This is a genomic window from Paenibacillus tyrphae (assembly GCF_000722545.1).
In the GTDB taxonomy this organism is placed as follows: domain Bacteria; phylum Bacillota; class Bacilli; order Paenibacillales; family NBRC-103111; genus Paenibacillus_G; species Paenibacillus_G tyrfis.
In genome coordinates, this window is the sequence record NZ_JNVM01000028.1 from 74,776 (window position 1) to 95,121 (window position 20,346).

The 20,346-nt window shown below is 52.7% G+C and carries 18 protein-coding genes; 16 read left to right on the plus strand and 2 right to left on the minus strand.

The genetic code is table 11. The features are described from left to right. Window positions 1–20 precede the first annotated feature (20 nt). Window positions 21–1,181, minus strand: coding sequence for an acyltransferase family protein (locus ET33_RS27740; protein WP_036689900.1), 1,161 nt, complete (start codon window positions 1,179–1,181; stop codon window positions 21–23). Between the two features lie 166 nt (window positions 1,182–1,347). On the opposite strand from ET33_RS27740, the gene ET33_RS27745 reads away from it, so the two are divergent. The 8 genes from ET33_RS27745 to opp4C all read left to right on the plus strand — a co-directional run bounded on the left by ET33_RS27745 (window position 1,348) and on the right by opp4C (window position 10,030). Next, window positions 1,348–2,001, plus strand: a complete 654-nt coding sequence (locus ET33_RS27745) for a 3D domain-containing protein (RefSeq protein WP_036689901.1) — start codon at window positions 1,348–1,350, stop codon at window positions 1,999–2,001. 68 nt (window positions 2,002–2,069) lie between these two features. Beyond that, window positions 2,070–2,216 carry a hypothetical protein gene (locus tag ET33_RS39370; protein ID WP_167336451.1) on the plus strand — a complete coding sequence of 49 codons (147 nt, stop codon included), beginning with the start codon at window positions 2,070–2,072 and terminating at the stop codon, window positions 2,214–2,216. Window positions 2,217–2,514: 298 nt separating this feature from the next. Further along, entirely contained in the window at window positions 2,515–4,215 is a 1,701-nt protein-coding gene (locus tag ET33_RS27750) for a M3 family oligoendopeptidase (protein WP_036689902.1), read from the plus strand. Between the two features lie 224 nt (window positions 4,216–4,439). Further along, window positions 4,440–5,429, plus strand: a complete 990-nt coding sequence (locus tag ET33_RS27755) for an ABC transporter ATP-binding protein (protein WP_081890537.1) — start codon at window positions 4,440–4,442, stop codon at window positions 5,427–5,429. 27 nt (window positions 5,430–5,456) lie between these two features. Continuing rightward, window positions 5,457–6,413 (plus strand): ABC transporter ATP-binding protein, encoded by a 957-nt coding sequence (locus ET33_RS27760; protein ID WP_036689903.1) that lies wholly within the window; start codon window positions 5,457–5,459, stop codon window positions 6,411–6,413. 40 nt (window positions 6,414–6,453) lie between these two features. Continuing rightward, window positions 6,454–8,118 carry a peptide-binding protein gene (locus ET33_RS27765; RefSeq protein WP_051775711.1) on the plus strand — a complete coding sequence of 555 codons (1,665 nt, stop codon included), beginning with the start codon at window positions 6,454–6,456 and terminating at the stop codon, window positions 8,116–8,118. A 52-nt stretch (window positions 8,119–8,170) separates the two neighbouring features. Next, window positions 8,171–9,142, plus strand: a complete 972-nt coding sequence (locus tag ET33_RS27770) for an ABC transporter permease (RefSeq protein ID WP_036689904.1) — start codon at window positions 8,171–8,173, stop codon at window positions 9,140–9,142. A gap of 3 nt (window positions 9,143–9,145) precedes the next feature. After that, the gene (gene opp4C, locus ET33_RS27775) at window positions 9,146–10,030 is read left to right on the plus strand and encodes an oligopeptide ABC transporter permease (protein WP_036689905.1); all 885 of its coding nucleotides are present in this window, start codon (window positions 9,146–9,148) and stop codon (window positions 10,028–10,030) included. A gap of 232 nt (window positions 10,031–10,262) precedes the next feature. Here opp4C and ET33_RS40465 read toward each other — a convergent pair whose 3' ends face one another. Then, window positions 10,263–10,496, minus strand: coding sequence for an ammonium transporter (locus ET33_RS40465; RefSeq protein WP_036689906.1), 234 nt, complete (start codon window positions 10,494–10,496; stop codon window positions 10,263–10,265). A 113-nt stretch (window positions 10,497–10,609) separates the two neighbouring features. On the opposite strand from ET33_RS40465, the gene ET33_RS27785 reads away from it, so the two are divergent. The 8 genes from ET33_RS27785 to glnA all read left to right on the plus strand — a co-directional run bounded on the left by ET33_RS27785 (window position 10,610) and on the right by glnA (window position 20,262). Continuing rightward, a complete protein-coding gene (locus ET33_RS27785) occupies window positions 10,610–11,023 on the plus strand; it encodes a YugN family protein (RefSeq protein WP_036689907.1) in 414 nt (137 codons plus the stop codon). A gap of 898 nt (window positions 11,024–11,921) precedes the next feature. Further along, complete coding sequence (locus tag ET33_RS27790) at window positions 11,922–13,517, plus strand: S1C family serine protease (protein ID WP_088831139.1); 1,596 nt, start codon at window positions 11,922–11,924, stop codon at window positions 13,515–13,517. Window positions 13,518–13,632: 115 nt separating this feature from the next. Continuing rightward, window positions 13,633–14,325 (plus strand): response regulator transcription factor, encoded by a 693-nt coding sequence (locus ET33_RS27795; protein ID WP_036689909.1) that lies wholly within the window; start codon window positions 13,633–13,635, stop codon window positions 14,323–14,325. A 1-nt stretch (window position 14,326) separates the two neighbouring features. Continuing rightward, window positions 14,327–15,844 carry a sensor histidine kinase gene (locus ET33_RS27800; RefSeq protein WP_036689910.1) on the plus strand — a complete coding sequence of 506 codons (1,518 nt, stop codon included), beginning with the start codon at window positions 14,327–14,329 and terminating at the stop codon, window positions 15,842–15,844. Between the two features lie 37 nt (window positions 15,845–15,881). After that, on the plus strand, window positions 15,882–16,835 hold the full coding sequence (locus tag ET33_RS27805) for a 4-hydroxy-3-methylbut-2-enyl diphosphate reductase (protein WP_036689911.1): 954 nt from the start codon (window positions 15,882–15,884) through the stop codon (window positions 16,833–16,835). 31 nt (window positions 16,836–16,866) lie between these two features. After that, window positions 16,867–17,385, plus strand: coding sequence for a DUF2062 domain-containing protein (locus tag ET33_RS27810; RefSeq protein WP_036689912.1), 519 nt, complete (start codon window positions 16,867–16,869; stop codon window positions 17,383–17,385). A gap of 144 nt (window positions 17,386–17,529) precedes the next feature. Continuing rightward, window positions 17,530–18,576, plus strand: a complete 1,047-nt coding sequence (gene aroF / locus ET33_RS27815) for a 3-deoxy-7-phosphoheptulonate synthase (protein ID WP_036689913.1) — start codon at window positions 17,530–17,532, stop codon at window positions 18,574–18,576. 261 nt (window positions 18,577–18,837) lie between these two features. Next, a complete protein-coding gene (gene glnA, locus ET33_RS27820; protein WP_036689914.1) occupies window positions 18,838–20,262 on the plus strand; it encodes a type I glutamate--ammonia ligase in 1,425 nt (474 codons plus the stop codon). Window positions 20,263–20,346 lie beyond the last annotated feature (84 nt).

Sequence of the window (20,346 nt, forward strand, 5' to 3'; positions counted from 1 at the left end):
ATTTGACTATGGGAGCAGTTTTATAAGGGGGTTGTAGGTGGATTGGCTGCGGTTTGCTTGCTCCGCGTTAAATATTTTCCCAGCTGCATGGAAGGTCGCTCAATCATTAACCAGCAAACCGCCGCTACAATGAGCGCTCCCATAAAGGATAAGGACAGGATCATGGCATTGGACAATCGCCCGTGTAAAGCATGCGCAAACGTTAACATGACCACCAGATGAGTTAAATATAAGCTGTACGATATTTTGCCCAGAAAGACGAAACCGGGATGAGTTAACCCGTTGGACAGCTTGGAAGAAGCGAGCGAAGCGACAATGAACACGGATGCGCCCATGGCAATGCCGTATTCGGATAAATAAAAATTATAGGGCGTATCGAACAACTTTTTGAAGAAATCCTTATTCAGCACTTCCGAGTAATGATAAAAGAGCAATGCGGCGACCAGCACGGTCCATTTCAAGGAAGCTTTTGAATGACGGTATAGATCGATCAACTGCTTTCTGTGCTTAGCAATTAACGAACCGATGATGAAGAGGGATAAATAATGCAAGGAATCAAAGAAGCTTGAGTGGTATCCATTACTCGGAAGGTTAAACAACATACCGTCCAATCCGGCAATGAAAGTAAGGAGGAAGCAAACGATTAGAGAGACGAGGGGGTTGAGGCTTTTGATCATGAGTATCACGAACGGAAAGACGATCGAGATGCGCAGCTCGTGAATGAGCGTCCAGATTACGGGGTTATAAGATATCGTATGGGGGTTTCCGATGAATAAAATATGCTCCGTGATTAACGAGGGATCGGAAGCGTTCTTCCATGATTGGTTAATAAAGGAATTGAATTCGGGCAAAATACCTTGATATAAAAAAATGGAAATAAAAATTGTGATACAAATAGTAACCAAATAAGGAACATAGATTCGGAACAATCTTTTAATGAGGAATGAAAAATAAGGGGGGGAGTTTCCGTTCAAAACCGGCAGCGACAACACGAATCCACTGAGCAGAAAAAATAAAATGACGGCCCCATGTCCATTAACAAACAACCTGGCGGGTGTAACTTCAAGAGCTGTGGTGAATACATTTTTTTGCGGCATAGCCAGTAAAAGATGATGAAACAAAACTGTAAGCGCTGCCAAACCTCTTAACGAATCTAATTGTTTGAACCGCAAACTTCCCATATTGCGATCCCTCCTTTATAAAAATAATACATAACGTATCGAAAGACTATTGAATGTTAAACAAAATTTTATAATTCATGGCAGCTTGCGATTCCAGGGGACCGGTGTATAGATCTTGCGAATGTTGGAGAGCCTCTTCTAATAAGGGGAGGTTTAAACCAAGCTTATGCTACCAAAAACCGCAAGCCATGCCAAATGGATCTTGTTCATCGTGTTGATGCTGTCCTTCTTGATATGGTTTGAAAAACAACAGGAGTACAAGCGGTCTACCGCGCCGAATAATGAGCTGCAGATCGCCGCTTTACCCGTATTCTTGCATTCGCCCGGTGTCAGCAAGCCGGAGGTCAAGCAGCCCGACTCCCAGCCCGTATCTGCCGCAAGCAGCCGCCGAACGATGAATTACAAGCTGTTTCCCCACAAGGGGCAAGATTTATCCAACTATAAAGCCGTCGAGGTGACGGCAACCGGATACTATGCCGGACGGGAGTCGACTGGCAAGAACCCCGGACATCCCGAATACGGAGTCACGTTTTCCGGCATGAAGGTTACCCGGGACGTCGAAGCGTTCTCCACGATCGCCGCGGATCCGAAGGTGTTTCCAATCGGAACGGTGCTGTACATTCCGGGCTACGGCTATGGTGTTGTCGCGGATACGGGCGGTGCCATCAAAGGCAACCGGATCGACTTGTATTTCGAGACGAAGGATCAGGTCTACAAAGAGTGGGGCAAAAAAACGTTGAATGTCTTCGTGGTGAAAAGGGGCGCCGGAAAAATTAATGAAACGCTCTGGAATCAACTGAAAAGCGAGCTGCTGTTTTAAAAAAATTTCTAAGCATAACGCCCCTCCTTGAAACCCATAATAAAGGGTGTCAGGGGAGGTGATAAGCGATGGCTAAAAATAAAAATCAAAATTTAAGTGTAAATAAAAACCTGAAGACCGATACGGAATTTTCCGAAGAGGTTGTGGCAAATAACGTGAAGCAGGCGGCTCAAAACAACCCGAGCGAGAGCGCCAGCGAATCGGCAAGACAATAAGGAAGCAGACCCAAGGAGGAGGCCCGAATGAAATTTCGAGGCTTCCTCTTTTCGCTTGATGGGAAAGAACGAAATTCGTTATTTTCAAAGCTGGGATTTTGGTGTAAACTGATACTAACAATGTGATTATATCTAACATCATAGGATCATGGACCGTATAAAGCGTCTTCTCGCCGTTTGTCGGCGTCGGAGGCTTATTTTTGTTTCCGCATATTGACAAAAACGGCCTACACCCTTATGTTTCTAACGAAGGTCGACGGTTATCCGGCCGATAGAAATGGAAAGGGATGAAGCGATAATGACAAGGAAGTTCGAAGATTTTGTATACGAACGCCCGGATATGGATCAGCTGACGGAGCAGATGAACGAATCGCTGCAGCAGTTCTCCGAGGCGGGTTCGCCGGAGGAGCAGCAGGCTCTTCTGACCCGGATGAACGAGCTTCGAAGTCATTTCGAGTCGATGGCTGCGATCGCCCGAATCCGGTATACCATCGATACGAACGACTCGTTTTATAAAGAGGAGCAGGACTTTTTCGACCAGCAGACGCCGGTGTATCAGGGCTTCCTTTCAAAGTATTATGCGGCATTGGCCGAATCGCCTTACCGGGCGGCGTTAGAAGAGCAATGGGGCCAACAATTGTTCCGGATTGCCGAAAGAACCGTAAAAACGTTCTCGCCTGAAGTGATTGACGAGCTGCGGCAGGAGAACAAACTTGTTTCCGACTATATTAAACTGACCGCCTCCGCGTCGATTTCGTTTGACGGCCGCGAGCTCAATCTGGCGCAGCTCACGCCATACACGCTGTCTACCGACCGGGAGACACGCAAGCGCGCATTGGATGCGGGATACGCTTTTTTTGCGGAGCACGAGACGACTCTTGACGAAATCTACGACAGTCTTGTTCAAGTGCGGACGAGCATCGCCCGAAAGCTCGGCTATCCGAACTTCGTTCAGCTTGGATACGACCGCCTGAAGCGTTCGGATTACGACGCGGCCGATGTTGCCGTCTTCCGGGAGCAGGTGCGGAAGCATCTGGTGCCGCTTGCTTCGCGTATCCGAGAGCAGCAGAGGCACATGCTTGGCCTGGACCGTTTAACTTACTATGACGCCAAGTATCGTTTTCCGAAGGGCAACCCGACGCCAAAAGGCGATGCGGATTGGATCGTCGACAACGCCAAGCGGATGTACGCCGAGCTGTCGCCGGAAACCGACGCTTTCTTCCGGATGATGACGGACCGCGGGCTGATGGACCTCGTCAGCAAAACCGGCAAAGCGGTCGGCGGGTACTGCTCGTATATTAAAGCGGAGCAGGTGCCTTTCATATTCTCCAATTTCAACGGAACGAGCGGAGATGTCGACGTGCTGACGCACGAAGCCGGACATGCGTTCCAGAAGTACATGAGCCGCCATCATGAGGTGCCGGAATACGTGCATCCGACACTTGAGGCATGCGAGATTCATTCGATGAGCATGGAGTTTTTCGCCTGGCCTTGGATGGAGCTGTTTTTCCGCGAAGATACGGACAAATACAAGTATGAGCATTTGAGCGCAGCCATCCTGTTCATTCCTTACGGTACCGCGGTCGACGAATTCCAGCACTTCGTGTACGAGCACCCGGAAGCGACCCCGGCGGAGCGCAAAGCCAAGTGGCGCGAGCTGGAATCGGTCTATCGTCCGGATTTGGCGCTGGAGGAGAACGATTTGCTGAATCGCGGCGGGTACTGGTATCAGCAGCGGCACATATTCCGTACGCCGTTTTATTATATCGACTACACGCTGGCGCAAATCTGCGCGCTCCAGTTCTGGTCCCGCGCGCAAAGCGACAGCAAGCGGGCTTGGGACGATTACGTAAGGCTGTGCCGGGAAGGCGGCAGCCGTTCGTTCAGTGAGCTGGTGGAGGTGGCAGGGCTGCTTTCTCCGTTTGCGGAAGGTACGGTCGAGTCGGTCATCGGCGATATCGGCGCGTGGCTGGAAAAGGCGGACATTCGCGCGTTCTAGAATTCGACAGTGGCCTTGAAAACAAACATAATTTTCCTGTGGGACGAAAAAAATTAGATTTTCGTCTCGCTTTTTGTCTGCAAAATCAATGATTTAGTTAACATTTTAAAAAAAATGTAACTTTTTTTTAAAAATTTTTAATGACATTTTGGTCAATTAACTTCATAATGGGACTTGATGCTGTCAGCCGAAATAATTCCAGCGAAGTGAATATTTATGACACAATGAATGTGGAAGTGAAGGTGATCCCTTTGTCTGAGGCACTTTTGGAAGTGAAATCGCTCAGAACGGTAATTAGAGACAAAAAGAGGGAATTGACCGTTGTCGACGGCATTGATTTTAAAATCGGAACGAACGAAGTGGTCGCGCTCGTAGGAGAATCCGGCTGCGGCAAAAGCATGACTTCCTTGTCGATCATGCAGCTGCTTCCCCGGGTAGGGGAGATTGCCGGCGGCGAGGTTCGTTTCGGTGGTCGAAATTTGGTCGGCCTCAGCAATCGGGAGATGTCGGGCGTTCGCGGACGTCAAATCGCGATGATCTTTCAGGAGCCGATGACCTCGCTGAATCCGGTGCTTACCATTGGGAAGCAGTTGACTGAAGCGATTACCCGGCATCTTGGCGTAAGCAAATCGGAAGCGATTACAATAGCGGAAGATTGGCTGCGGCGCGTCGGATTTCCGGAGCCTTCCCGGATTCGGAAAGAATACCCGCACCGCTTGTCGGGCGGAATGCGGCAGCGTGTCATGCTGGCGATAGCGATGGCCTGTAAGCCGGATCTGCTTATTGCCGACGAGCCGACAACAGCTTTGGATGTGACGATTCAGGCTCAGGTGCTGGATCTGATCCGACAGCTGCTTCACGAGACCGACATGTCCGTGCTGTTCATCACGCATGACTTGGGCGTTGTTGCCGAAATGGCTACGCGCGTTATCGTCATGTATGCCGGCCAAATCGTCGAGACGGCAGACGTAAGAACGCTGTTTACAGATGCCAGACATCCGTACACGAAAGGCCTGCTCCAATCGACGCCACGCATGCAGGGGGCCATTGAGCCGCTTGTCCCGATACCAGGAAGCGTTCCGCCAGCAGGCGCTTTTCCGGCAGGGTGCCGGTTTGCCGAGCGCTGTCCGATGGCGAAAGCGGAATGCCGCGACAGGCAGCCCGAGCTGCGGGAGATCGGAGCGGGACATCAAGTTCGCTGCATTTTGACCTAGTACGGATTAGAGGGAGATGATCGACACGTGGGGGCTCCGCTTCTGGAGATTAAAGGGTTAAAAAAATATTTTGGCATCGGCGGCAGCTTAAAAAATGGAGCCGTCAAAGCGGTTGACAATGTCAGCTTTACGGTATTTAAAGGCGAGACGTTGGGCATTGTGGGCGAATCTGGCTGCGGCAAGTCGACGGTGGGCCGGTTGGTTTTGCGCTTGCTCGATTTGACCGAAGGTGAAATCTTGTTTAACGGGACTTCGATCGGCAGTTGGAATCAGCGGCAGCTGCGGCCGATCCGGAAAGAAATGCAATGCGTCTTCCAGGACCCGTATGCATCGTTAAATCCGAGAATCACGGTGGGCAAAGCAATTGCCGAGCCGCTTGTGGTCCAAGGCGGCTTGAAGTGGTCGGAGGCCATGAAGCGGGCGGAACAGCTCTTGGATACGGTCGGACTAAGATCTCATGCGGTGGGCATGTACCCGCACGAATTTTCCGGCGGACAGCGGCAGCGTATCGCGATTGCCCGCGCCATTTCATTAAGTCCGAAGCTTATCGTGGCGGACGAGCCGGTCTCGGCGCTCGATGTCTCGATTCAAGCACAGATCGTCAACTTGTTGGAGGAACTGCAGACGCAGACGAAAGTGTCGTACTTGTTTATCTCACACAATCTTAGCGTCGTCAGACATATTTCCGATCGGGTCGCGGTCATGTATTTAGGTCAAATTGTCGAGTTGGCCAGCCGGGACCAGTTGTTCGGCAGTCCGAAGCATCCGTATACCCAGGCGCTTCTATCGTCCGTGCCCGAGCCGGATGTGGACGGCAAGCGGGAGCGGATCATCTTAAGCGGGGAAGTGCCGAACGCGGCAAATCCGCCGTCAGGCTGCGCGTTCCATCCGCGTTGTCCGCATGCTGCGGAGCGCTGCCGGATCGAGAAGCCTATCTTCCGGGAAGTGGAGCCGGGGCATTATGCCTCGTGCCATTTCGTATAAACAGTTTACAGAAAGCATCTAAAAGAGAGGGGAACTTGCCATGTTGTTCAAAAAAATCGGCAAAGCGGGAAATATCGCTCTTGCCACGTTGATGTCCACCGCGCTATTGCTCAGCGCTTGCACGTCCGGAGGCGGAGGAACCCCCGCGACAAGCGAGAAGCCGGCCGATGGGGCGGCAGCCAGCAGCGGCAAAAAAGAAAAGGTGGACGGCGGCGAAATCAATACCGCTTACTTGGCGGATCCGCAAGGCTTTATTCGCTTCTGGGCGACGACAACGACGTCAAGCGAAGTGATCGATTTGGTGTTCAGCTCGTTGTACCGCTTCAATGAAAAGCAGGAAATCGTTCCGAATTTGGCGGTCGGACAGCCTGAGTTCTCGCAAGACAAGATGGAAATGACGATTAAAATCCGCAACGACGCCAAGTTTAGCGATGGCAAGCCGGTAACGGCCGACGACGTCGTATTTACATACAATATTCCGATTAACCCGGATTATAAAGGCCCGCGCAAAGGAACGTTCGAGAAATTGGCGAAGATCGAGAAAACGGACGATACGACCGTTAAATTTACGTTCAAAGAGCCGCATGCCGGATACATCGATATGCTGATTTATAATATTTTACCTCAGCATTTGCTGAAAGATGTTGCCGTCAAAGACATGGAAAAATCGACCTTCGCAAAGCAGCCGGTCGGATCAGGCCCGTACAAGCTGGAAGAGTGGAAGCAAGGCCAATATTTGCGCTTCGTTCGCAACGACAGCTATTTCGGCGGCAAGCCGGCTATCGAGAAAATAACGGCGAAAATCGTCCCGGATGCGAACGCCACGATGGCGCAGCTGCAAACCGGAGAAATTAACGTCATTGCAGTACCGGCCGATAATTTACAGGCCATCGAGCAGTTTGCCAAAACGTCGGGCAAAATTAAGCTGCAAAAAGGAATTGGCACAGGAAGCTATATGTTTGTTGCATGGAACTTGACCAATCCGCTGTTCCAGGATAAAGCGGTGCGTCAGGCGCTTACGATGGCGATCGACCGCCAAGGCATTGTGGACAACATCGTCGAAGGACAAGGAAAGCTCGTACACAGCCAAACGTCTCCTTCTTACTGGTCGTTTACGGATAATGTGCCGAAATTCCCATACGATCCGGAAAAGGCGAAAAAGATTTTAGCCGATGCAGGCTGGAAAGATACGGACGGCGACGGCATTTTGGACAAAAACGGTCAAAAATTCGAGATCGAAATGCAAACGATTCAAGGAAACAAGGTCCGCGAGAAAGCGTTGACGGTCATTCAGCAGCAGCTGAAAAAAGTCGGCATCAGCGTTCAGCCTCGGATTGTCGAGGGTTCGGCTTTTACGAAAAACTGGATGGGTAAAAACTTCACTGCTATTTTCCATGCTTGGAGCATTTCGGGAGACCCGAACCCGCAAGGCATTTGGCACTCCACGGCGATGGAGACGGGATCGAACTATATTTCTTATAAAAATCCCGAGGTTGATAAGCTGATCGACGAGGATTTGAAAACCTTCGATATGAACAAACGGAAAGAGCTGCTGGCCAAAGTCGACGCTTTGATTGCGGAAGACCAGCCGTATACGTTCCTTTATTCGCCGACGACTACTATGGCTTATCCGGCAAATCTCGAAGGCTTTAATCCGAACCGCGACTCCTTGAAGGAAATTGAAAAGTGGTACTTCACGAAATAAGAAAATCCGTTGATCATTATGATCGAAATTATGATGAAAGAAGTGACATCCGGTGGCCCGATATGCCCTTCGGCGTTTGCTGAACGCCATTCCGATTCTGATCGGCATTACGATCATTTCTTTTCTCATTATCCATATGGCTCCGGGCAGTCCGATCTCCCAATACGTCGACGATCCGACGATCAAGGCCATCGATAAGGAGAATATGATCAAAGCTTACGGCTTGGATCAACCGTTATATATTCAGTATTGGAAATGGATCAGCGACCTGGCGCAAGGGGATTTCGGCACTTCGTTTCAAAAAAGCCAGCCGGTCTCAGAATTGATACGGGACCGGCTGCCGAATACCTTGCTGCTGACGGTCACAAGCTTTGCTCTGGCCTTGGCCATAGCGATTCCACTCGGCATTTTGTGCGCGGTTAAAGCGAATTCGCGTCTCGATCAGTTCGTGTCCGGCATTACGTTCGTCGGCATTTCGCTGCCCGGGTTTTGGCTCGGCCTTCTGTTGATGATGTTCTTCGCCGTGCGGCTCGGCTGGCTGCCGTCGGGCGGCCTACAGACGCTCAATGCGCCGTCCGGTTTCGGGGACCGGGTGCTTCACCTGATTTTGCCGGTGTTTACGATTGCTTGCTCCGAAGTGGCAGTCTGGATCCGGTATGTCCGCTCCAGCATGCTGGAGGTTATCAATCAGGATTACATGCGCACGGCCAAAGCCAAAGGGCTGCGTGGCGGACGGATATTGACCGTGCACGGCCTACGCAACGGGCTGATTCCGCTGGTAACGCTGTTCGGGCTATCGCTGCCCGGCTTCTTCGCGGGCTCCGTTATTGTCGAGACGATCTTCAGCGTTCCCGGAATCGGCCGGCTGTTCACGGAAGCCGCTTTCCAGAGGGATTATCCGGTCATCTTTGCCGTTACGACAATGACTGCTTTTCTCTATGTCTTCGGCAGCATATTGGCCGACCTATCTTATGCGATCCTGGATCCCCGGGTCAGCTATAGCAAAAGCGAGGCGAAGGTATAATCCATGAATGAAGCCGTAACTACGAATAAGGCCCAGCTTCCTGCGGCCGCCGCCAAACCGAAACGCCGGGCTTGGGAACGATTCAAGGCTAACCGGCTGGCTTATGTCAGCCTGTGGATTATGGCGGTACTTATTGTACTCGCGCTGTTTGCGCCCGTTATAGCACTTCATGATCCCGCGGAACAGGATCTGATGAGCCGTTTGAAGCCCCCGAGCGCCGCACATTGGTTCGGGACCGACGATTTGGGGCGGGATTTGTTCAGCCGGGTGCTTTACGGCGCCCGGGTATCGCTCTCCGTCGCGATTTTTTCCGTTATCCTTAACCTGTTGATCGGGATTACCGTAGGCTCGCTAGCCGGTTATTACGGTGGGAAAGTCGACAGCTTCCTGATGCGGATCGTCGATATTTTGCTATCGTTTCCGACCTTCTTCGTTCTGATCACGGTCGTTACCGTGCTGAAGCCGAGCCTATTCAATATTATCGTCGTGTTCGTCGCCTTCGGCTGGATGTCCAAGGCGAGGCTGCTGCGAGGGCAAATTCTTTCGGTCAAAAACCGCGAGTTCGTCGATGCGGCGCGGACGATCGGCATGTCGGATTTCCGGATTATTTTCGTGCATATTTTGCCTAACGCCATAGCTCCTATTATTGTCTCTGCGACGCTGCAGATGGGTAGCATGATTTTGACGGAGTCCAGCCTCAGCTTCCTCGGTCTGGGGATTCAGCCGCCTACCGCGAGCTGGGGGAATTTGCTGCAAAGTGCTCAAAGCTTGACGATTTTGAACAATGCGCCTTGGTATCCGTTCATCCCCGGCTTCATGATCTTCCTGACGATCATGTGCTTTAATTTCATCGGCGACGGATTGCGCAGCGCCTTTGATTCGAAATAATAACGCATTGAAAACAAAGAGAGGGCCCTTCCATTTTCGAATGGAATGGCTCTTTTTTAGTTGGAAGCAATTGTACGGTTACGGTGATTCAGCAGTTTAAGGGATCACCACGCGATAAGACTGAGACTAAGCGCAACGGGATTTAACAAGTTAAGTATTTCTGCTGAATAGCCGGGATAAGTTCGTTAGAAAAATGTAGTATAAATATTACAGTGATACAAAGAGAGTTGATTTATTGTAAGTTTACCCATATTATAAAATTTAATGGAAAAAAATTCAATATAAAACTGCTACATTTGCCTAAAAATATCTTTACGTTTTCACTTAGTGAAAGATTGGCTGTGGCCGGTACGCCATGGATTACGACATCCAGACCGACGAGCTTTTCATCCCCGCTGACGCGGATAGAAACGAGCTGGTTAATCAGCTTGAAAGCGATCCAAGTCGTTACGAACCCCCAAATCATGACCGTCGTAAAAACTTCTTCTATTCTCCTCGACGGGCATAATTTTACTTGGCCTGGTACATGCTAAGCGTGATTTTGTTGCAGCGATCATTATTCGTTTGGAGGAGATGCGCATGATTCCTTTAGATTCGACATTGCAAGGGCGGGAAGAGCCTTTTGAACATGTGCGAAGCTATCTGCATGAGCATGAATTTACATTGGGCGGCAACTGGGATTATGAGCACGGTTCCTTTGACCGCTATTTGGATGAGGGACATAAAGTGTGGCTTCGCATCCCCTTTCAAGTCACAAGCGGCGTACTGGACGGGGATACGGATTCTACGGACGCTTTTATCCGAATCGGTACGCCATTTATACTCAAACATGTTTATAACGAAGGATTGGATCAAGAGGCGCAGGCTCGCACGTATGGAGCGTTAATGGATCAGTTTCAGGAGCCGCTCGATAAAGACGGCACCGTAGAGGACAAGTGGGTGGACCGGGCGGCTTCGCTGCTGCGGGAGATCGAAAGAGGGTATCCGAGGTGACCAACCCCCTAAAGGCGATCAACCCCCTAAATCCCCCTTTGTAAGGGGGACCCCAGGGGTTTCGCCCCCTGGACGACGAAAGGTTGTCGGGGGAGGGGGGAGCGTCGCCATAATCGGATCGCTGGTGCAAGGATCGCGACAGTCCGCTCGCGCCTGCCTAACGGCAGTCGGCGAGCGTCCTCGCTTCCATGCGACGCACCAGCACTAGCGCAACGTCGCTGCAAGGACCGCGACTGTCCGCCCGCGCCTGCCTAACGGCAGTCGGCGAGCGTCCTCGCTTCCATGCGGCGCACCAGCACTAGCGCAACGTCGAGCAAGGACCGCGACAGTCCGCTCGCGCCTGCCTAACGGCAGTCGGCGAGCGTCCTCGCTTCCATGCGGCGCACCAGCACTGGCGGTACGCCGAGCAAGGACCGCGACAGTCCGCCCGCGCCTGCCTAACGGCAGCGACGTGCGTCCTCGCTTCCATGCGGCGCTCCAGCACTAGCGCAACGTCGAGCAAGGACCGCGCCTGTCCGGTCCCGACCAGCCTGCGGCGGTCGTGGCCCGTCCTCGCTTCCAGTTGGCGCAAGGCCGCGCGGGACTTTGCCGCGCCAAAATGTAAGCGTGTCCGGCGAGCCTTGGCTCGCCGGACAAACGCGTTCCTTCATCTATAGTAACGAAAGTGCGATATACTAACTCCCTAGACAACCTTGCGGGTCCAGGGGCGCAGCTCCTGGGGTCCCCCTTACTAAGGGGGATTTAGGGGGTTGTTCTCTTGTTTAGGGGGTTGTTTATTTTACCTCCATTTTATTTTCCTTTAAGGTTTCTTTAAGGTTGCGCGTGCAATATAAAGACATGAACAACAAGGCAAGAAAGCAATCATCCTGAAGCCTTATACGAAATGGAGGTTTTTCTGATGGATCACAACAATAACAATAATAACAACAACAACGAAAACGAACTTTTTCGTCGCCCGAACGACGAGTTGAAGCATAACGAGTCCGACGGGGACAACCGGCAAACGGTCGGTGGAGAGGAAGCGGCAGCGAGCCGCGAGCAAAGCTCTCATTACTTTTCCTACGGTCCTTACAAATCCGGCACCTCGGACACGACGGTCAGCGACAGTCAAGGCTCCGCTCCGGTGGAAGTAACGCCGCCGAAGCAGCTGCGCTCGTACGGTTTTAACTCCGGAGAGCAGCAGCAAGGCCCGATGGGGAATTGGCAGCTCGGCGCGGCACCGAAGAAGTCGAGCGGATTCCGCAGCATGTTCGCCGCATTTATGGCCGGCGTGGTCGTAGTCGGCGCGCTGATGTTCGCTTCGGACAAAATGAACCTGTTTACCGGTGCTCAAGGCGTGATGACCGGAAACAGTAATCAGAGCTCGGCGGGCGCACCGCCGGCAACCAATAGCGGGAACGTGAAACCTTCTTCGCTCGATCTGGCCCGTCCGACCAACATTTCGGGGATCGTGCAGCAAGCAAGTCCGGCGGTTGTCAAGATCGAGACGAAAGTCAAGGCAAAAAGCTCCGGACGTTCCGGCAATCCGCTGTACGACGACCCGTTCTTTCGCCAATTTTTCGGCGACGATTTCGGCGGCAGTCAACAGCAGCAGCCTAAAAGCAACGACGGCCAACTGCAGCCCGGCGGGATGGGGACCGGCTTTATTTTCGAGAAGACCGGCTACATCTTGACCAACGAACATGTGATTGACGGCGCGGACGAAATCAACGTGTACCTCCAAGGCAAAGATCAGCCGTACAAGGCCAAATTGCTTGGCAACGACTACAATCTCGACTTGGCTGCGCTGAAAATCGAGCCGCAAAAAGGCGAAGAATTCCCGACGCTCCCGATCGGCAGCGCAGACAACTTGAACGTGGGCGACTGGGTCGTGGCTATCGGGAACCCGTACGGCTTTGACCATACGGTGACCGTCGGGGTGTTGAGCGCCAAAGAGCGTCCGATCGATATCCCGGATAAGAACGGAACACGCCAATACAAGCATTTGCTGCAAACCGACGCTTCGATCAACCCGGGGAACTCCGGCGGTCCGCTGCTGAATCTGAACGGTGAGGTCATCGGCATCAATACGGCCGTCAGCGCGCAAGCGCAAGGTATAGGCTTCGCGATTCCGACGAGCACGATATCCGCGGTACTGGATAACCTGAAAAACAACGTAAAAATTCCGAAAGAACCGGTTCCGTACATCGGCATTGCGATGAAACCGATTGACAAGGACTGGGTTTCCGAGCTAAAGCTTGAAAATACCGACGGGGCCTTGGTCGATCAAGTTGACCGCAAAAGTCCGGCTTTCAAAGCAGGCGTTCGTCCTTACGACGTCATTACGGAAGTGAACGGAGCGAAAATCAAAACGACTGAAGAAGTCAGCACGGCCATCAAAAAATTAAAAGTCGGCGATAAAGCAACGCTTGGCGTCATGCGTGACGGCAAAAAGCTCAACATCGATGTGACCATCGGCGACCGCAACACGATCGACTCGCAGAATCAGCAATAATGCGATAATGAAAAAAGAAGCAGAGCGGACGACAAGCGAAAGCTCCGCTTCTTTTTTTTGCAATCCTCATTATTTTGGTACAATAGAGGTAAGAAGGGCGGGTGGATACGATTTTATGAGAGAGAAAATACTAGTGATTGACGATGATGAGAAAATTACGTCCATGCTGCGCCGGAGCTTGGCGTTCGAAGGATACACCGTATTTACGGCGAACCACGGGATGGACGGGTTAAAGCAAATTCTTGAGAACGAGCCGGATACGGTCGTCCTGGATGTGATGATGCCGCAGCTCGACGGCTGGGAGGTCGTGCGCCGTATCCGCGAAGGCGGCTCGGATGTGCCTGTGCTCATGCTGACGGCCAAGGACGAGGTGTCCGACCGGGTAAAGGGGCTCGATCTCGGCGCGGACGATTATCTTGTGAAGCCGTTTGCACTGGAGGAGCTGCTTGCCCGGGTGCGCGTGCTGCTTCGCCGCAAAGCGGCGGACAAAACGGAGCAGCCTTCCAACAAGCTGCAGTACCTGGACACTTTTATGGATCTGGATACGCGCGAGGTGTACCGTGGCGGGCAGCTCATCGAGCTCACGACTAAGGAATTCGAGCTGCTGCATTTGTTTTTGCAGAATCCGAGAAGGGTTCTTTCACGGGATGTTATTATGGAGAAAATTTGGGGCTACGATTACAGCGGTGAATCGAACGTGCTGGAGGTTTATATCGCTCTTTTGCGGCAAAAAACGGAGGAGCATGGGCACAAACGGATGATTCAGACCGTTCGCGGCGCCGGTTATGTGCTGAGAGGGGAAGGCTGACATGTCCATCCGCTTGCGCCTGACCCTTTGGTATACGGCGATATTATCCGCAACCCTGCTGCTGCTGGGGCTGGGACTTTACTTGTTTTTGCATTATATTTACTACGATAATTTAAAGACCGAAATCCAGCAGCAAGCAGGGGGGGTGGCCTCCCGCATCAAGCCTCAGTTGAATACTCTAGGGCAATATAGTCTCATTCCGAACATTCGCGATTTGCCGAAAACGAATAACGTCATTTATCAAGTGACGAATTTGGTGACCGGCGAAGTTATAAGTCTTCCCGATGCTGAGCAGACGGGAATGAAAATTCCTGATGTGACCGACGAGAAGGTCAAATGCATACTGAACGGCCAGTGTCAGTTTGAGAGAATGAGTATCCAGGGCTACTCGTTCATGGTGTATTATGTTCCTCTCGTTCAGCAGTATACCGGCAATGTATTAGGGGTCATGCAGGCCGCTTACTCGATTGAGCAGTACGAGAGCTTGCTGGCGCTCCTGCGTCTGGTTTTGACGGTGATCGGGCTGATCAGCGTGCTGATTGCCGCTTCGGTCGGCTGGTTTCTCGCGCGCAAGGCGCTTCGGCCGATCGAGCAGGTCATTGCGGCCACGAACCGGATCGAAAATGGGGTGGACCTCGACAAGCGGATCGAATACACCGGTCCGAACGATGAGATCGGCGAGCTGACGCAGACAATTAACGGCATGCTCGGACGGCTGCAGAACGCTTACACCGAGCTGGAAGAAGCCTACGGCGCGCAGCGCAGGTTCGTGTCGGATGCGTCGCACGAGCTGCGCACCCCTCTGACGACGATACGCGGCAACATGGAGCTTCTGGAAAAAATGTGGAAACAAACGGCGCTTACCTCCGGAGAGCAGGACAATGCGAAGATGGAGCTGACGCTGGAGGCGATGCACGATATTTCCGGCGAAGCGGAGCGCATGTCGCGGCTCGTGAACGACCTGCTGTCGCTGGCCCGCGCCGACGCCGGGTTCCAGATGACCAAGGACGAAGTCGAGCTGCAGCCGCTGCTCGATGAGATCGCGCGGAAAGCGCAGCTGCTGCCGAAAACGGCCGAATGGATCGTCGGTCAGACGAAGGCGGCTGAAGGCATATACGTTTACGGCAACGAAGATTATTTAAGACAGCTGCTGTTCATTTTCCTCGAAAATGCGTTCAAGTATACGGAGCAGGGCCAAGTCCGGCTTGATACCTTAAGGCACGGCGGACAGATCGGCATCCGGATCGAAGATACGGGCATCGGCATGGACAAATCCGAGATTCCGCTTATTTTCGAGCGGTTCTACCGGGCGGACCCGTCGCGGGGCCGCAAGTCCGGAACGGGGCTGGGCCTCTCCATCGCCAAATGGATTATCGACGAGCACCAGGGCTCCGTCGAGGTCAAGACGCGGAAAGACGAAGGTACGACCTTCATCATCTGGTTGCCGATCGCAGCCGAATGGAGCGGCAAGACACCGCAAGTCCGGGACAATTCCCTCCGGCCGAAGAATCAGGTATAATGAAGGAATAAGCAAAAATTCGACAGGCAGGTGCAGCATGGACGTTATCAAAATATCTCCCCGCGGCTATTGCTACGGCGTCGTCGACGCGATGGCGCTGGCGATGCAGACCGCCAAAAATTTGGATCTGCCGAGACCTATATATATATTGGGCATGATCGTGCACAATGCACATGTCACCGACTATTTTGAAAAAGAAGGCGTCGTTACGCTCGACGGCCCGAACCGTCTGGAAATTTTGGAGCAGGTGGACAAGGGGACGGTTATTTTCACCGCCCACGGGGTATCTCCTGAAGTTCGCCGCAAAGCACGCGACAAGGGCTTGACCGTCGTGGACGCGACATGTCCCGACGTGACGAAAACCCATGACTTGATCCGCGAGAAGACGGCCGAGGGCTATACGATCATTTATATCGGCAAGAAAGGCCACCCCGAGCCGGAAGGTGCCGTGGGCGTCGCGCCGGACCGTGTGCATCTGATCGAAAATACGGAAGAAATCGACAAGCTTGACGTCGTGTCGGAGCGTATCCTGATTACGAACCAGACGACGATGAGCCAATGGGATATCAAGCACATCATGAACCGGCTGCTGGAAAAGTTCCCGCGCGCGGAGATTCATAATGAGATTTGCCTAGCCACCCAAGTAAGGCAGGAGGCGGTCGCGGAGCAGGCGAAGGATGCCGATCTCGTTATCGTCGTCGGCGACCCGCGAAGCAACAACTCGAACCGTCTTGCGCAGGTGTCCGAGGAGATCGCGGGAGTGAAGGCGTACCGTATCGCCGATCTGTCCGAGCTGAACCCCGAATGGCTGAAGCCGGTGCGCCGCGTTGGCGTCACCTCCGGGGCCTCGACGCCTACGCCGATCACCAAGGAAGTCGTTGCGTATCTGGAACAATACGATGCTGCCGATCCCGCGACCTGGGAGTTGCGGCGCACGGTCAATATGGACCGCTTAATCCCGGTCGCCAAGCAAAAAGCAAGCGCGGAGTAGGCTGCTCACGGAAGGAAAGGGACATACAGTCATGGCTAAACAGGCAACCGGCAAAAAACCTTTTCAACTTCGCAATGTAGGCCGTTGGTTTAAATACAAGTATTTGCAGCTGACAAGAGCCAAAGGAGGGCCGGCCATCGTCGCCCTCGGCTTCTCCGTTGGTCTGTTTGTAGAAATGTTTACCCTGCCTACGGCGGGGCTTGCTTTTTTTCTTATCTTTCCTTTGGTCTATGTATTCCGGGCCAGCATGGCCGCGGCTTTGATCGGATTCGTATTCGGCAAAGTGATCTACATCCCGATGTCCTTCCTAAACCGGCAAGTAGGAGGCTGGGTGCTTCCGCGCGGCATCAAGGGGCATTTATTGTCCGTGCTGCCGGATTGGCTCGATACGTTTATCAAATTCAACTTGAAGCTGTTTGTTGGCGGGGTCATCGACGGGGCCGTTCTGGGGCTTATCGCTTTTTATCCGATTAAATGGCTTCTGGAATGGTATGACGTCAGACGAAAGGAAAAACGGAGAAGACGCAAGGAAGAGACGCCGCTCTCCTAGGGGTCCGAAGGCTGAAGAAATATTCTTTGCTTCGATCTTGACGAGGAGCGGCTCCTCGTTGTATAGTTACTTTAATGCTTAAAAGCGTATAAGCGTCGAAGCGTCTAAGTGTGAACATATCCCTGAGGAGTGTGGATTGTCATCATGATCGTTATTTTATCCAACAAAATTACCGAAGAGCGCATTGCCGAAATCGTTCATCATATCGAGAAGCACGAGGTAGCAGCCCATGTGTCCAAAGGTGTAGACCGCACGGTCGTCGGCATTATCGGCAAAGCGACCCCGGCGCTGGCTGAGCAGCTTCGCCAGTTGTCCGGCGTAGAGCAGGTCGTCAAAATCTCCAAATCGTATAAACTGGCAAGCCGCGATTTTCACCCGGACAATACGGTGATCCGAATCGGCGACGTATCGATCGGCGGCGACGAGCTGGTCATTATGGGCGGACCTTGCGCGGTCGAATCGCCGGAGCAAATCGACGAAATCGCCCGCTTGGTCAAAGTCTCCGGCGCCCAAGTGCTGCGCGGCGGCGCCTTCAAGCCGAGAACCGGCCCTTACAGCTTCCAGGGCGTTGGAGTCGAGGGACTCGTGATGATGGCGGAAGCCGGCAAAAAGCACGGACTGCTGACCATCACGGAAGTGATGACGCCGGAGTACGTCGACGTGTGCGCCGAATACGCCGATATTTTGCAGGTCGGTACCCGGAACATGCAGAACTTCGATCTACTCCGCAAGCTGGGCACGATCCAAACGCCGGTACTCCTCAAGCGCGGCTTCAGTGCGACGTATGATGAATTTTTGAATGCGGCGGAATACATTTTGGCGGGCGGCAACCCGAACGTCATGCTCTGCGAACGCGGAATCCGAACATTCGAACCTTACACGAGAAATACGCTCGACCTGGCGGCCATTCCGGCGCTGCAGACGCTCAGCCATTTGCCGGTCATTTCCGATCCGAGCCACGGCACGGGACGCCGCGAGCTGGTGGAGCCGATGTGTAAAGCTTCCGTCGCTGCCGGAGCGAACGGCCTGATCGTCGAAATGCATACGGACCCCGACAACTCGATGACCGGAGACGGCGTGCAATCGTTGTTCCCGGACCAATTCGCCAAACTCATGTTAGATTTGGAGCAATTGGCGCCGCTTTGCGGAAAACGGTTCGATACGAAGAAAGAAGCGGCTCTGGCGCGGTAATGATCGTATTTTTAAGGTAGGTTCCTTATCGGAAAAGGCTTGGTTCTCCTGTTTCTCAGGAAATCAAGCCTTTTTCTTGTCCAATTTGTGACGAAATTCACCCTTGTGTGAGCATACCTTACACCCTCGTAAAAAATACCTGACATAAGTATTGACGATTGCTGCGATGACGATTTATAATAAGTCCATGATCAACGAAAACTTGAACAATGAGCGAACAAAATGATGAGAATGTTCGGAAATTAGGAGGTTGGCGAGTCAATGTCAGTACAAAACGTATTAAACACCATCAAGGAAAAAGGCATCGAGTGGGTAGATTTCCGTTTTGTCGATCTGAACGGCAGAGCACATCACATTTCTTTACCGGCATCCGAGGTAGAAGAAGAAACTTTCGTGAACGGCGTAGCATTCGACGGTTCTTCCATCCCCGGTTTCAGAGGCATTGAGGAGTCCGACATGGTTATGATGCCGGATCCGGAGACCAGCTACATCGATCCGTTCACCGCTCATCCGACGATGGTCATCATGAGCAACATCCATACGCCTGACGGCGAACGCTACGAGCGCGATCCGCGCAGCATCGCCCAGAAGGCTGAAGAATATTTGCAAAAATCCGGCGTAGGTACGACTGCATTCTTCGCACCGGAATCCGAATTTTTCATCTTCGACGAAGTTCGCTTCGAAAGCAAGCAAAACTCTTCCTCGTACTTCGTAGATTCCGAAGAAGCGCACTGGAACACGAACCGCAAGGAAGAAGGCGGCAACCTGGGCTTCAAAGTCGGCCACAAAGGCGGCTACGTGCCGGTTGGTCCGACGGATACGCAGCAAGATATCCGCAGCGAAATGTGCCGACTGCTGATCGAATCCGGCCTCCGCATAGAGCGCCATCACCATGAGGTGGCTACTGCAGGCCAAGGCGAGATCAACTTCCGTTTCGATACGCTGACCAAAACAGCCGATAACTTGATGAAATATAAATACATCGTGCAAAACACCGCCCGTCAATACGGTAAAGTGGCGACCTTCATGCCAAAGCCGCTGTTCGGCGACAACGGTAGCGGAATGCACGTTCACCAATCGATCTTCGACGGCGACACTCCGCTGTTCTACGAAAAAGGCGGCTACGCCAACCTGAGCGAAATGGCGCTGCACTACATCGGCGGTATTCTGTACCATGCTCCGGCGCTGATCGCTTTGACCAACCCGAGCACGAACTCGTTCAAACGTCTGGTTCCTGGCTACGAAGCGCCGGTTAACCTCGTGTTCTCCAAGGGCAACCGTTCCGCAGCCGTTCGTATTCCGGTTGCTGCCGTAACGCCGAAAGGCTGCCGCATTGAGTTCCGTACGCCGGACTCCACGGCTAACCCGTACCTGTCCTTCGCAGCGATGCTGCTTGCCGGTCTGGATGGCATCAAGAAAAAAATCGATCCGAGCGCACTCGGCTACGGCCCGCTCGACAAGAACATCTACGAGCTGCCGGAAGAAGAGAAGAAAGAAATCCGCAGCGTACCAGGTACGCTGGACGAAGCGCTCGACGCTCTGGAAGCGGACTACGAGTTCCTGACCGAAGGCGGCGTGTTCTCCAAAGACTTCATTGACAACTACGTTGCTCTGAAGCGTGATGAAGCCAAAGCGGTATCGATCCGCATTCATCCGCACGAATATTCCTTGTACTTCGATCTGTAAGCCTTGGCCTCATTGCATAGATTCGAACGCAGAAGCTCCTTGCCTCAGGCAGGGAGCTTCTGTGCGTGTACGCCCAGCATGGGC